This is a genomic window from Silvania sp. (assembly GCF_051656365.1).
Lineage (GTDB): Bacteria > Pseudomonadota > Gammaproteobacteria > Enterobacterales > Enterobacteriaceae > Enterobacter > Enterobacter hatchlandensis.
The window spans coordinates 12,912-26,889 of the sequence record NZ_JBOGBT010000003.1 but is presented as its reverse complement, the minus strand read 5'-3'; the positions used below and the strand labels follow the sequence as shown (position 1 = coordinate 26,889).

The window sequence follows — 13,978 nt, the reverse complement described above, 5'->3', positions numbered from 1 at the left end:
GGGGGTAGCTTTTGCTGAAGTATCGCCTGATTTCTGCGTTTGTGTTAATACCTGTTGTCATCGCGGCGCTGTTTTTACTGCCTCCGGTGGGATTCGCTATTGTCACCCTGGTGGTCTGCATGCTGGCCGCGTGGGAATGGGGGCAATTTAGCGGTTTTACCTCGCGTTCTCAGCGGGTATGGCTGGCCGTACTGTGCGGCCTGATGCTGGCGCTAATGCTATTTATGCTGCCAGAGTACCATCACAATATTCATCAGCCGCTGATTGCCGGTTCGCTCTGGCTTTCGCTGGTATGGTGGCTGGCCGCGCTGCTGCTGGTCCTCTTCTATCCGGGCTCTGCTTCGCTATGGCGTCACTCTAAAGTGCTGCGCCTGATTTTCGGGCTCTTCACCATTGTCCCTTTCTTCTGGGGAATGCTCGCACTCCGCACCTGGCACTACGACGATAACCCGTACAGTGGGGCATTGTGGCTGCTTTATGTCATGATTCTCGTCTGGGGTGCTGACTCTGGGGCCTATATGTTTGGTAAACTGTTTGGCAAACATAAGCTGGCACCGAAGGTCTCTCCGGGGAAAACCTGGCAGGGATTTATCGGTGGCCTGTTTACCGCAGCGATCATTTCCTGGGGTTATGGCGAATGGGCGAACCTCGAGGTTGCGCCGACAACGCTGCTGGTCTGTTCTATCATCGCTGCGCTGGCTTCCGTGCTGGGTGATTTGACCGAAAGTATGTTTAAGCGTGAAGCAGGGATTAAAGACAGCGGCAATCTGATTCCGGGACACGGTGGTATTCTGGATCGCATAGACAGCCTGACGGCGGCAGTTCCTGTGTTTGCATGCCTGTTCTTACTGGTATTTGGGACGATTTAACGGAAGGTTTTATGCTTAGCATTCTCTGGAATCTGGCAGCATTCATCGTTGCACTCGGTGTACTTATCACAGTGCATGAATTTGGCCATTTCTGGGTTGCTCGGCGCTGTGGCGTGCGGGTAGAGCGCTTTTCCATTGGCTTTGGTAAGGCGCTTTGGCGTCGTACCGATCGCCGTGGCACAGAATTCGTTATTGCCCTTATCCCGTTAGGCGGCTACGTCAAAATGCTGGATGAACGCGTAGAGCCGGTCGCACCCGAAATGCGCCACTACGCGTTCAACAACAAAACCATTGGTCAGCGCGCCGCGATTATTGCGGCGGGTCCCATTGCAAACTTCCTCTTCGCTATCTTCGCTTACTGGCTGGTGTTTATCATCGGTGTCCCTGGCGTGCGTCCGGTTGTGGGTGAAATTACACCCAACTCAATCGCTGCAAGCGCGCAAATTAATCCGGGCATGGAACTTAAAGCGATTGATGGCATCGAAACCCCTGATTGGGATGCCGTCAGGCTTCAGCTGGTCGCCAAAATTGGCGATGAGCAGACGACTGTCAGCGTTTCTCCCTTTGGCTCCGAGCAGCGTCAGGATAAAATTCTGAATCTGCGCCAGTGGGCGTTTGAACCTGATAAAGAAGATCCGGTCGCTGCGTTAGGCATCCGACCGCGAGGCGCGCAGATTGAACCGGTGCTGGCAGAAGTGCAGGCGGATTCCGCGGCGCGTAAAGCAGGTTTGCAAGCGGGCGACAGGATCGTTAAAGTCGATGGTCAGCCTTTAACGCAGTGGATGACCTTTGTTACTCTGGTGCGTGATAATCCCGGTACGCCGCTGGCGCTGGAGATAGAAAGGCAGGGGAGTCCCCTCGCGTTAACGCTGATCCCGGATACGAAACCGGGAAGCGGTAAGGCGGAAGGGTTTGCGGGCGTGGTGCCAAAAGTGATCCCGCTGCCTGATGAGTACAAGACAATACGCCAGTATGGGCCGTTCAGCGCCATCCTTGAAGCCACGGATAAAACATGGCAACTGATGAAACTGACCGTGCAAATGTTGGGGAAATTGATTACCGGTGACGTAAAACTGAACAACCTCAGTGGGCCGATTTCGATCGCTCAGGGGGCTGGGATGTCAGCAGAGTTCGGGGTGATTTACTATCTGATGTTTCTTGCGCTCATTAGCGTGAACCTCGGAATAATCAACCTGTTCCCACTTCCCGTTTTAGACGGGGGTCATCTGTTGTTTTTAGCGATTGAGAAGCTAAAAGGCGGGCCGGTATCCGAGCGAGTTCAAGACTTTAGTTATCGCATTGGTTCGATTCTACTGGTGCTGTTAATGGGACTTGCACTTTTCAATGATTTCTCTCGGTTGTAAGAGAGATAGTTAGGAAGAACGCATAATAACGATGGCGATGAAAAAGTTGCTCATAGCGTCGCTGCTGTTTAGCAGCGCGACCGTATACGGTGCTGAAGGGTTCGTAGTGAAGGATATTCATTTCGAAGGCCTACAGCGTGTCGCCGTTGGTGCGGCCCTCCTCAGTATGCCAGTGCGCCAGGGCGACACGGTTAATGATGAAGATATTAGTAATACCATTCGCGCGCTGTTTGCCACTGGCAACTTCGAGGACGTTCGCGTCCTGCGCGATGGTGATACGCTGCTGGTTCAGGTAAAAGAGCGCCCGACGATTGCCAGTATCACGTTCTCCGGCAACAAGTCGGTGAAAGACGATATGCTCAAGCAAAACCTTGAAGCCTCTGGTGTCCGTGTTGGCGAATCTCTGGATCGCACCACCCTGTCTGATATCGAGAAAGGGCTGGAAGATTTCTACTATAGCGTCGGTAAATACAGCGCAAGCGTAAAAGCGGTGGTGACTCCGCTTCCACGTAACCGTGTTGACCTGAAGCTGGTGTTCCAGGAAGGCGTCTCGGCGAAGATTCAGCAGATCAACATCGTGGGCAACCACGCGTTTAGCACTGATGAGCTGATCTCAACCTTCCAGCTGCGCGACGAAGTGCCGTGGTGGAACGTGGTGGGTGACCGCAAATACCAGAAACAGAAGCTGGCGGGCGATTTAGAAACCCTGCGCAGCTACTATCTGGACCGCGGTTATGCGCGCTTCAATATCGATTCTACCCAGGTGAGTCTGACCCCGGACAAGAAAGGTATCTACATCACGGTTAACATCACCGAAGGCGATCAGTACAAGCTGTCGGGTGTTGAAGTGAGCGGTAACCTGGCGGGCCACTCTGCAGAGATCGAGACCCTGACGAAACTGCAGCCGGGGGAACTCTACAGCGGTGCGAAAGTGACTAAAATGGAAGACAGCATTAAAAAGCTGCTCGGCCGTTATGGTTATGCTTACCCGCGCGTGCAGACTCAGCCTGAAATCAACGATACGGATAAAACCGTTAAGCTCCACGTTAACGTCGATGCGGGCAACCGTTTCTACGTGCGTAAGATTCGCTTTGAAGGCAACAGCACCTCCAAAGATTCCGTCCTGCGTCGCGAAATGCGCCAGATGGAAGGGGCGTGGCTGGGCAGCGACCTGGTTGACCAGGGTAAAGAGCGTCTGAACCGTCTGGGCTACTTTGAAACCGTCGACACCGACACGCAGCGTGTCTCGGGCAGACCGGATCAGGTAGACGTGGTCTACAAGGTTAAAGAACGTAACACCGGTAGCTTTAACTTTGGTGTTGGCTACGGCACCGAGAGCGGTATCAGCTTCCAGGTTGGCGTACAGCAGGATAACTGGTTAGGTACGGGCTATTCCGTTGGTATCAACGGAACCAAGAACGACTACCAGACCTACTCTGAGCTTTCCGTCACTAACCCGTACTTCACCGTTGACGGTGTGAGTCTGGGCGGTCGTATTTTCTATAACGACTTTAAAGCGGATGACGCAGACCTCTCCTCCTATACCAACAAAAGTTATGGTATGGATGGAACGCTCGGCTTCCCAATTAACGAATACAACACCCTGCGTGCGGGCTTAGGTTATGTGCATAACGACCTGTCCAATATGCAGCCTCAGGTGGCGATGTGGCGTTATCTCGACTCGATTGGGCAACCTGCGAGTCTGAACAACGACGACAACGGTTTTGCTGCGGATGACTTCACGTTTAACTACGGCTGGACCTATAACCGACTCGACCGTGGTTTCTTCCCGACCGAAGGCTCGCGCGTCAACCTGAACGGTAAAGTGACCATTCCAGGTTCTGACAACGAGTTCTACAAGCTGACGCTGGATACCGCGTCCTACTTCCCAATTGATGACGACCACAAGTGGGTTGTTCTGGGTCGTACGCGCTGGGGCTATGGTGACGGTCTGGGTGGCAAAGAAATGCCATTCTATGAAAACTTCTATGCCGGTGGTTCGAGCACGGTGCGCGGCTTCCAGTCCAATAACATTGGTCCGAAAGCGGTCTACAATGGCGGCAATGACACGGATAACTGCGATAAGCCGTCATCCTCAGAAGTTTGCCGTTCTGATGATGCCGTCGGCGGGAACGCCATGGGCGTTGCCAGCCTCGAAATCATCACGCCTACGCCGTTTATCAGCGATAAGTATGCCAACTCAGTCCGTACCTCGTTCTTCTTAGATGCGGGTACCGTGTGGGATACTAACTGGGATAACACCGAGCAGATGAGAAACGAAGGCATCCCTGACTACAGCGATCCGAGCAATATTCGTATGTCTGCGGGTCTCGCACTACAATGGATGTCACCGCTGGGGCCGTTGGTCTTCTCCTACGCCCAGCCGTTCAAGAAATACGAAGGGGACAAAGCGGAACAATTCCAGTTTAACATTGGTAAAACCTGGTAATTGCCCGCCGCAAAGGAATGCGTTGGCAGTGTAGCGATGACAACTGGCGATCGCACGATCGCCTTGCCACGCAAAGAACGGTACCTTCGGGTACCAATGGGATGGTAAGGAGTTAATTGTGAAAAAGTGGTTATTAGCTGCAGGTCTCGGTTTAGCGATGGTAACTTCTGCTCAGGCAGCGGACAAAATTGCGATCGTCAATATGGGTAACTTATTCCAGCAGGTTGCGCAGAAAACTGGCGTTTCTGCAACACTGGAAAACGAGTTCAAAGGCCGTGCAGGCGAATTGCAGGGTATGGAAAAAGATCTGCAAACTAAAATGCAGCGTCTGCAGCGCGATGGTTCTACCATGAAAGCGAGCGACCGCAGCAAGCTGGAGAAAGACGTGATGGCTCAGCGCCAGACCTTCTCTCAGAAAGCGCAGGCATTTGAGCAGGATCGTCAGCGTCGTTCTAACGAAGAACGTGGCAAGCTGGTCACCCGCATCCAGTCCGCTGTGAAAGCAGTTGCTGCCGATCAGAGCATCGATCTGGTGGTTGATGCGAATGCTGTTGCATTCAACAGCAGCGATGTTAAAGACATCACCGCTGATGTCCTGAAACAGGTTAAATAAGTAATGCCTTCAATTCGACTCGCTGATTTAGCTCAGCAGTTGGATGCAGAATTACACGGTGATGGCGATATCGTCATCACCGCTGTTGCGTCCATGCAATCTGCTAAAGCAGGCAACATCACCTTCATGGTAAGCCCGAAGTACCGTGAACATCTGGCGCTTTGCCAGGCGTCTGCTGTCGTACTGACGCAGGACGATTTGCCGTTTGCCGCAGGTGCTGCGCTGGTAGTGAAGAACCCCTACCTGACGTATGCCCGTATGGCACAAATTCTGGATACCACGCCGCAGCCGGCGCAAAACATCGCCCCAAGTGCGGTGATTGACCCGACGGCGCAGCTGGGTAACAACGTATCGATTGGCGCAAATGCTGTGATCGAATCCGACGTGGTGCTGGGCGATAACGTCGTCATTGGTGCCGGTTGCTTCGTGGGTAAAAAAACCAAAATCGGTGCCGGCTCTCGCTTGTGGGCCAATGTCTCGGTGTATCACGAGATTGAAATCGGTGAACATTGCCTGATCCAGTCCAGTACCGTTATTGGTTCGGATGGTTTCGGCTACGCCAACGATCGCGGTAACTGGGTGAAGATCCCCCAGCTTGGCCGGGTGATCATCGGCGATCGTGTTGAAATCGGCGCTTGTACCACTATTGACCGTGGTGCGCTGGATGACACGATTATCGGTAATGGTGTTATCATCGATAACCAGTGCCAGATTGCACATAACGTTGTGATTGGCGACAATACCGCAGTTGCCGGTGGCGTCATTATGGCTGGCAGCCTGAAAATTGGCCGTTATTGCATGATTGGCGGCGCCAGCGTGATTAACGGGCATATGGAAATATGCGACAAAGTCACGGTCACGGGAATGGGCATGGTTATGCGTCCTATCACCGAACCGGGCGTTTATTCCTCAGGCATTCCGCTGCAGCCTAACAAGGCGTGGCGTAAAACAGCTGCCCTGGTGATGAATATTGATGATATGAGCAAGCGCCTCAAGGCCATTGAGCGCAAAATCGATCAACAAGACTAAGCGTTCATCCATTTAACGCATACTTCTCGGCCTGTCGGCTTTCTTATAAACCGGCAGGCCGTGTTATTATTGCCATTCAGATATTTTGACAGGAAGAGTATTTTGACTACTGACACTCATACTCTGCATATTGAAGAGATTTTAGAACTTCTGCCGCACCGCTTCCCGTTTTTACTGGTTGACCGTGTGCTGGATTTTGAAGAAGGTCGTTTTCTGCGCGCAGTGAAAAATGTCTCTGTAAACGAGCCATTCTTCCAGGGACACTTCCCTGGTAAACCTATCTTCCCGGGCGTACTGATCCTGGAAGCGATGGCTCAGGCTACCGGTATTCTGGCGTTTAAAAGCGTGGGTAAACTGGAGCCGGGTGAACTGTATTACTTCGCAGGTATCGACGAAGCGCGTTTCAAGCGCCCGGTTGTACCTGGTGATCAGATGATCATGGAAGTGACTTTTGAAAAAACGCGTCGCGGCCTGACTCGCTTCAAAGGCGTAGCTCTGGTTGACGGCAAGGTTGTTTGCGAAGCTACCATGATGTGTGCGCGTAGCCGGGAGGCCTGATACGTGATTGATAAAACCGCCTTTATTCATCCAACCGCCATTGTGGAAGAGGGTGCCGTTATTGGTGCTAACGTTCACATTGGTCCTTTTTGTATTGTTGGACCCCATGTCGAAATTGGTGAGGGTACCGTACTGAAATCTCACGTTGTCGTGAATGGTCATACGACCATTGGCCGCGATAACGAGATCTATCAGTTCGCCTCCATCGGTGAAGTAAACCAGGATCTTAAATATGCTGGCGAACCAACCCGTGTGGAAATTGGCGATCGTAACCGCATTCGCGAAAGCGTCACCATTCATCGTGGCACAGTACAAGGCGGTGAATTGACGAAGGTGGGCAGCGACAACCTGTTTATGGTCAACGTGCATGTTGCGCATGACTGTACTATCGGTAACCGCTGTATTCTCGCCAACAATGCAACGCTGGCGGGTCACGTATCAGTTGACGATCATGCCATCATTGGCGGCATGACCGCGGTGCATCAGTTCTGCATCATCGGTGCGCACGTAATGGTTGGCGGCTGCTCCGGTGTGGCGCAGGACGTTCCGCCGTATGTGATTGCCCAGGGCAACCACGCGACGCCGTTTGGCGTCAACGTCGAAGGCCTCAAGCGTCGCGGCTTTAGCCGTGAAGCGATTCTGGCGATCCGTAACGCGTACAAGCAGTTGTACCGTAACGGTAAAACGTTAGAAGAAGCCAAGCCGGAAATCGCCGAACTGGCGAAACAGCACCCTGAAGTGAATGCGTTTGTGGAATTCTTCGCACGCTCAACTCGCGGTCTGATTCGTTAATGGTCGATAGTCGCCCGCTTACGATCGCCCTTGTCGCCGGAGAAACCTCCGGCGATATTCTTGGGGCAGGTCTTATTCGTGCGCTCAAAGCGCGCGTTCCCAACGCGCGCTTTGTCGGCGTCGCCGGTCCGCTGATGCAAGCGGAAGGGTGCGAAGCCTGGTACGAAATGGAAGAGCTGGCAGTGATGGGCATCGTCGAAGTGCTGGGGCGCTTGCGCCGTTTGCTGCACATCCGTGCCGATCTGACGCGCCGCTTTACCGAACTCAAGCCCGATGTCTTCGTCGGCATTGATGCACCTGATTTCAATATTACCCTCGAAGGGAATCTGAAAAAGCAGGGGATCAAAACCATCCATTACGTCAGTCCGTCCGTCTGGGCGTGGCGACAGAAACGCGTTTTCAAAATAGGCAGATCGACGAATCTGGTGTTGGCCTTCCTGCCTTTCGAAAAAGCGTTTTACGATAAATTCAACGTGCCGTGCCGCTTTATCGGCCACACAATGGCTGACGCCATGCCGCTGGATCCGGATAAAAACGCCGCCCGCGACGTGCTTGGCATTCCGCATAATGCCCACTGCCTGGCGTTACTGCCGGGTAGCCGCGGCGCCGAAGTGGAAATGCTCAGCGCAGATTTCCTGAAAACGGCACAAATTCTGCGCCAGACTTACCCTGATCTGCAAGTGGTCGTGCCGCTGGTGAATGCCAAGCGTCGCGAGCAGTTTGAGCGTATTAAAGCGGAGGTCGCGCCCGACCTGCAGGTTCATCTGCTGGATGGCAAAGGCCGCGAAGCAATGGTGGCCAGCGATGCCGCGCTGCTGGCGTCCGGGACCGCCGCGCTGGAATGCATGCTGGCGAAATGCCCGATGGTGGTGGGCTATCGTATGAAGCCGTTCACCTTCTGGCTGGCAAAACGGCTGGTGAAAACGGACTACGTTTCACTGCCAAATCTGCTGGCCCGACGCGAGCTGGTGAAAGAGTTGCTGCAGGATGAGTGCCAGCCGCAGGCGCTCGCCGCTGCGCTATTGCCGCTGCTGGCGGACGGTAAAACCAGCCATGAAATGCACGACACGTTCCGGGAACTGCATCTGCAGATCCGCTGTAATGCCGATGAGCAGGCGGCTGACGCGGTGCTGGAGTTAGCAAAATGATGGAATTTGTTTATCCGCATACCCATCTGGTGGCGGGTGTGGATGAAGTGGGCCGTGGGCCGCTGGTGGGGGCTGTTGTCACCGCGGCGGTGATCCTCGATCCTGCCCGTCCGATTATGGGTCTTAATGACTCTAAAAAATTATCCGAAAAGCGCCGTCTGGCGCTGTTCGATGAGATCGTCGAGAAAGCGCTGGCCTGGAGTCTGGGCCGTGCCGAACCGCATGAAATTGACGAGCTAAACATTCTGCACGCCACGATGCTGGCGATGCAACGCGCTGTGGCCGGGCTGAAGATCGCCCCGGAATACGTGCTGATCGACGGCAACCGCTGTCCCGCATTGCCGATGCCGTCTATGGCAGTGGTGAAAGGCGACAGTCGCGTGGCAGAAATCAGCGCCGCCTCGATCGTGGCAAAAGTCACGCGCGATGCAGAAATGGCTGCGCTCGACCTCACTTTTCCCCAGTATGGCTTCGCCCAGCATAAGGGGTATCCTACCGCTTTCCATCTGGAAAGACTGGCTGAACATGGCGCAACTGAACACCACCGCCGCAGTTTTGGGCCGGTGAAACGCGCACTGGGACGGGTGTCCTGAGTCAAGACGCACTAAGTAACGCGGAATCTGAAGATGGCTGAACCACGTTTCGTACACCTGCGGGTGCACAGCGACTATTCCATGATTGATGGGCTGGCAAAGACCGGGCCGCTGGTGAAAAAGGCGGCCGCGCTTGGCATGCCCGCGCTGGCGATCACCGATTTTACCAACCTGTGTGGTCTGGTTAAGTTCTACGGAACGGCGCACGGTGCCGGATTAAAGCCGGTGATAGGCGCCGACTTTCACGTTCAGAGCGAGTTGCTCGCCGATGAAATGACGCAAATCACCGTCCTGGCGATGAATAACGACGGCTACCAGAACCTGACGCTGCTGATCTCGCGCGCCTATCAGCGCGGTTACGGGGCGCTCGGCCCGTGGATTGACCGGGAATGGCTGGCGGAGTTGAGCGAAGGACTGCTGCTGCTCTCCGGCGGCAGAATGGGTGACGTCGGCAGGTGTCTGCTGCGCGGCAACATGGCTCTGGCGGAACAGTGCGTCGATTTTTATCAACAGTACTTCCCGGATCGCTTCTATCTGGAGTTGATCCGTACTGGTCGCCCGGATGAAGAGAACTATCTGCATGGCGCCGTTGCGCTTGCAGAGGCGCGCGGCTTACCGGTAGTGGCGTCTAACGATGTGCGCTTTATCAATGCCGACGATTTTGATGCGCACGAAATTCGCGTTGCTATCCACGATGGGTTTACCCTCGACGATCCGAAGCGACCGCGTAACTATTCGCCGCAGCAGTACATGCGCAGCGAAGACGAGATGTGCGAGCTGTTTTCCGATATTCCGGAAGCGCTGGAAAACAGCGTAGAAATTGCCAAACGCTGTAACGTGACCGTCCGTCTGGGTGAGTACTTCCTGCCGCAGTTCCCGACCGGTGAAATGACGACGGAAGATTTCCTGGTCCTGAAATCGAAGGAAGGGCTGGAAGATCGTCTCGAATTTTTGTTCCCGGATGAAGCTGAACGCAATGAGAAGCGCCCCCCTTACGATGAACGTCTGGAGATTGAACTTCAGGTTATCAACCAGATGGGATTCCCGGGCTACTTCCTGATCGTAATGGAGTTTATCCAGTGGTCGAAGGACAACGGCGTACCGGTAGGACCTGGGCGTGGTTCGGGTGCGGGATCGCTGGTGGCCTACGCGCTGAAAATTACCGATCTCGATCCGCTGGAATTTGACCTGCTGTTTGAACGCTTCCTGAACCCGGAACGTGTCTCAATGCCCGACTTCGACGTCGACTTCTGCATGGAGAAACGCGACCAGGTAATCGATCACGTGGCCGAGATGTACGGCCGCGACGCGGTATCGCAGATTATTACCTTCGGTACGATGGCGGCGAAAGCGGTTATTCGCGATGTGGGCCGCGTGCTGGGTCATCCGTACGGCTTTGTGGATCGCATTTCCAAGCTGGTGCCGCCCGATCCTGGCATGACGCTGGCGAAAGCCTTTGAGGCTGAGCCGCAGCTGCCGGAAATCTACGAAGCAGACGAAGAAGTTAAAGCGCTGATCGACATGGCGCGCAAGCTGGAAGGGGTCACCCGTAACGCCGGTAAACACGCCGGTGGGGTGGTGATCGCGCCAACGAAAATTACCGATTTCGCGCCGCTGTACTGCGACGAAACCGGGTCGCATCCGGTCACCCAGTTCGACAAGAACGATGTGGAATATGCCGGTCTGGTGAAGTTCGACTTCCTTGGCCTGCGTACGCTTACCATCATCGATTGGGCGCTGAAGATGATCAACCCGCGCCGCGCCAAACAGGGCCTGGAGCCGATTGATATCGCGGCGATCCCGCTGGATGACAAGAAAAGCTTCGACATGCTGCAGCGCTCGGAAACCACGGCGGTATTCCAGCTTGAATCCCGCGGCATGAAAGATCTGATTAAACGTCTGCAGCCTGACTGCTTCGAAGATATGATCGCCCTGGTGGCCCTGTTCCGTCCGGGCCCGCTGCAGTCGGGGATGGTGGACAACTTTATCGACCGTAAGCACGGGCGGGAAGAGATCTCCTATCCGGATGTTCAGTGGCAGCACGAATGCCTGAAGCCGGTACTGGAACCGACCTATGGCATCATCCTGTACCAGGAACAGGTCATGCAGATCGCCCAGGAACTCTCCGGTTACACCCTTGGCGGCGCGGATATGCTGCGCCGTGCAATGGGTAAGAAAAAGCCGGAAGAGATGGCCAAGCAGCGCGGTACCTTCGAAGAAGGGGCAAAGAAAAACGGCGTTGATGGCGAACTGGCGATGAAAATCTTCGATCTGGTAGAGAAATTTGCCGGATACGGGTTTAACAAGTCGCACTCCGCAGCCTATGCGCTGGTCTCTTACCAGACGCTGTGGTTGAAAGCGCACTACCCGGCCGAGTTTATGGCCGCGGTAATGACCGCCGATATGGACAACACCGAGAAGGTGGTCGGTCTGGTCGATGAGTGCTGGCGCATGGGGCTCAAAATCCTGCCGCCGGATATTAACTCGGGTCAGTATCACTTCCACGTGAATGACGACGGGGAAATTGTTTACGGCATTGGCGCGATTAAGGGCGTGGGCGAAGGTCCCATCGAAGCTATTATCGAAGCGCGTAACCAGGGCGGTTATTTCCGCGAGCTGTTCGACCTGTGTGCGCGAACCGATATCAAAAAGCTTAATCGTCGGGTTCTGGAAAAGCTGATTATGTCCGGGGCGTTCGACCGCCTGGGGCCGCATCGCGCTGCGCTGATGAACTCGCTGGCCGATGCCCTGAAGGCGGCCGACCAACACTCTAAAGCCGAAGCCATTGGTCAGGCGGATATGTTTGGCGTGCTGGCAGATGAGCCGGAACAAATCGAGCAATCCTATGCCAATTGCCAACCGTGGCCAGAACATACGGTACTGGAAGGCGAGCGTGAAACGTTAGGTTTGTATCTGACCGGACACCCGATCAACCAGTATCTGAAAGAAATTGAGCGTTATGTCGGCGGCTATCGGCTTAAAGACATGCATCCGACCGAACGTGGTAAAATGACCACGGCGGCTGGGCTCGTCATTGCCGCGAGGGTTATGGTCACCAAGCGCGGCAATCGTATCGGTATCTGTACGCTGGATGACCGCTCCGGGCGGCTGGAAGTGATGTTATTCACGGAAGCACTGGAAAAATACCAGCATTTGCTGGAAAACGACCGCATACTTATCGTCAGCGGACAGGTCAGCTTTGATGACTTCAGTGGCGGGCTTAAAATGATGGCCCGTGAAGTGATGGATATTGACGAAGCCCGGGAAAAATATGCTCGCGGGCTTGCTATCTCGCTGACGGACAGGCAAATTGATGACCAGCTTTTAAACCGACTCCGTCAGTCTCTGGAACCCCATCGTTCGGGGACCATTCCAGTACATCTCTACTATCAGAGGGCGGATGCACGTGCGCGATTGCGCTTTGGTGCAACGTGGCGCGTCTCTCCGAGCGATCGTTTACTCAACGATCTCCGTGGCCTTATTGGTTCGGAGCAGGTGGAACTGGAGTTTGACTAATACAGGAATACTATGAGTCTGAATTTCCTTGATTTCGAACAGCCGATTGCAGAGCTGGAAGCGAAAATCGATTCTCTGACCGCCGTGAGCCGTCAGGATGAAAAACTGGATATTAACATCGACGAAGAAGTGCATCGTCTGCGTGAAAAAAGCGTAGAACTGACGCGCAAAATCTTTGCCGATCTTGGCGCATGGCAGGTTGCCCAACTGGCGCGCCATCCTCAGCGTCCGTACACCCTGGATTATGTCCGCCTGGCATTTGATGAGTTCGACGAACTGGCAGGCGACCGTGCCTATGCCGACGATAAAGCTATTGTCGGCGGTATTGCGCGTCTCGACGGTCGTCCGGTGATGATCATTGGCCACCAGAAAGGGCGCGAAACCAAAGAAAAAATTCGCCGCAATTTCGGGATGCCAGCTCCGGAAGGTTACCGTAAAGCACTGCGTCTGATGGAGATGGCCGAGCGTTTCAACATGCCAATCATCACCTTCATCGACACGCCGGGAGCTTATCCAGGCGTGGGGGCTGAAGAGCGCGGCCAGTCCGAAGCGATTGCCCGCAACCTGCGCGAAATGTCACGTCTGAGCGTACCGGTTATCTGCACCGTTATCGGTGAAGGTGGCTCCGGTGGCGCACTGGCGATTGGCGTGGGCGATAAAGTGAATATGCTGCAGTACAGCACCTATTCCGTTATCTCCCCGGAAGGCTGTGCGTCCATTCTGTGGAAAAGTGCCGATAAAGCCCCGCTGGCTGCAGAAGCGATGGGCATTGTTGCTCCGCGTCTGAAAGAGCTGAAGCTTATCGACTCTATCATTCCAGAACCGCTGGGTGGTGCACACCGTAAGCCAGAAGTTATGGCTGCGTCGTTGAAAGCACAGCTGTTGGCGGATCTCGCCGACCTCGACGTGCTGAACAAAGAAGAGTTGCTTAACCGTCGTTACCACCGTCTGATGAGCTACGGCTACGCGTAAGCCGCGCATTAATCTCAAAAAGCCGCACACTGTTGCGGCTTTTTTTATGTCTGACGTTTACCTCAACTATGCTTA

Annotated in this window: 11 protein-coding genes; all 11 read left to right on the top strand. The window is 54.4% G+C overall.

Features of this window, described 5'->3' with window-relative positions:
* The first annotated feature begins 11 nt into the window (after window positions 1-11).
* The 11 genes from cdsA (at window position 12) to accA (ending at window position 13,903) form a co-directional block, all read left to right on the top strand.
* Window positions 12-869, top strand: coding sequence for a phosphatidate cytidylyltransferase (gene cdsA, locus ACRDD5_RS00380; RefSeq protein ID WP_438675557.1), 858 nt, complete (start codon window positions 12-14; stop codon window positions 867-869).
* An 11-nt stretch (window positions 870-880) separates the two neighbouring features.
* Window positions 881-2,233, top strand: a complete 1,353-nt coding sequence (rseP, locus tag ACRDD5_RS00375; protein WP_271282374.1) for a sigma E protease regulator RseP — start codon at window positions 881-883, stop codon at window positions 2,231-2,233.
* 31 nt (window positions 2,234-2,264) lie between these two features.
* A complete protein-coding gene (bamA, locus tag ACRDD5_RS00370; RefSeq protein WP_271282373.1) occupies window positions 2,265-4,682 on the top strand; it encodes an outer membrane protein assembly factor BamA in 2,418 nt (805 codons plus the stop codon).
* Window positions 4,683-4,800: 118 nt separating this feature from the next.
* Window positions 4,801-5,295 (top strand): molecular chaperone Skp, encoded by a 495-nt coding sequence (gene skp, locus ACRDD5_RS00365; protein ID WP_271265929.1) that lies wholly within the window; start codon window positions 4,801-4,803, stop codon window positions 5,293-5,295.
* Window positions 5,296-5,298: 3 nt separating this feature from the next.
* Window positions 5,299-6,324 (top strand): UDP-3-O-(3-hydroxymyristoyl)glucosamine N-acyltransferase, encoded by a 1,026-nt coding sequence (gene lpxD, locus ACRDD5_RS00360; RefSeq protein ID WP_271282372.1) that lies wholly within the window; start codon window positions 5,299-5,301, stop codon window positions 6,322-6,324.
* 102 nt (window positions 6,325-6,426) lie between these two features.
* Window positions 6,427-6,882: a 3-hydroxyacyl-ACP dehydratase FabZ gene (fabZ, locus tag ACRDD5_RS00355; protein WP_006817227.1), complete on the top strand. Its 456-nt coding sequence runs from the start codon at window positions 6,427-6,429 to the stop codon at window positions 6,880-6,882.
* A gap of 3 nt (window positions 6,883-6,885) precedes the next feature.
* Window positions 6,886-7,674, top strand: coding sequence for an acyl-ACP--UDP-N-acetylglucosamine O-acyltransferase (gene lpxA, locus ACRDD5_RS00350; RefSeq protein ID WP_271282371.1), 789 nt, complete (start codon window positions 6,886-6,888; stop codon window positions 7,672-7,674).
* Window positions 7,674-8,822, top strand: coding sequence for a lipid-A-disaccharide synthase (lpxB, locus tag ACRDD5_RS00345; RefSeq protein ID WP_438675556.1), 1,149 nt, complete (start codon window positions 7,674-7,676; stop codon window positions 8,820-8,822). The genes lpxA and lpxB overlap by 1 nt, the downstream gene beginning before the upstream one ends.
* On the top strand, window positions 8,819-9,415 hold the full coding sequence (gene rnhB, locus ACRDD5_RS00340; RefSeq protein ID WP_271282369.1) for a ribonuclease HII: 597 nt from the start codon (window positions 8,819-8,821) through the stop codon (window positions 9,413-9,415). The genes lpxB and rnhB overlap by 4 nt, the downstream gene beginning before the upstream one ends.
* Window positions 9,416-9,448: 33 nt before the next feature.
* The gene (dnaE, locus tag ACRDD5_RS00335; RefSeq protein WP_438675555.1) at window positions 9,449-12,931 is read left to right on the top strand and encodes a DNA polymerase III subunit alpha; all 3,483 of its coding nucleotides are present in this window, start codon (window positions 9,449-9,451) and stop codon (window positions 12,929-12,931) included.
* 12 nt (window positions 12,932-12,943) lie between these two features.
* The gene (gene accA / locus ACRDD5_RS00330; protein WP_271282367.1) at window positions 12,944-13,903 is read left to right on the top strand and encodes an acetyl-CoA carboxylase carboxyl transferase subunit alpha; all 960 of its coding nucleotides are present in this window, start codon (window positions 12,944-12,946) and stop codon (window positions 13,901-13,903) included.
* Window positions 13,904-13,978 lie beyond the last annotated feature (75 nt).

Excerpts from the sequence above, each read along its gene's own strand:
- accA (WP_271282367.1), top strand. The coding sequence starts at position 12,944 with ATGAGTCTGAATTTCCTTGATTTCGAACAGCCGATTGCAGAGCTGGAA.
- rseP (WP_271282374.1), top strand. The coding sequence starts at position 881 with ATGCTTAGCATTCTCTGGAATCTGGCAGCATTCATCGTTGCACTCGGT.
- dnaE (WP_438675555.1), top strand. The coding sequence starts at position 9,449 with ATGGCTGAACCACGTTTCGTACACCTGCGGGTGCACAGCGACTATTCC.
- rnhB (WP_271282369.1), top strand. The coding sequence starts at position 8,819 with ATGATGGAATTTGTTTATCCGCATACCCATCTGGTGGCGGGTGTGGAT.
- lpxD (WP_271282372.1), top strand. The coding sequence starts at position 5,299 with ATGCCTTCAATTCGACTCGCTGATTTAGCTCAGCAGTTGGATGCAGAA.
- lpxB (WP_438675556.1), top strand. The coding sequence starts at position 7,674 with ATGGTCGATAGTCGCCCGCTTACGATCGCCCTTGTCGCCGGAGAAACC.
- bamA (WP_271282373.1), top strand. The coding sequence starts at position 2,265 with ATGGCGATGAAAAAGTTGCTCATAGCGTCGCTGCTGTTTAGCAGCGCG.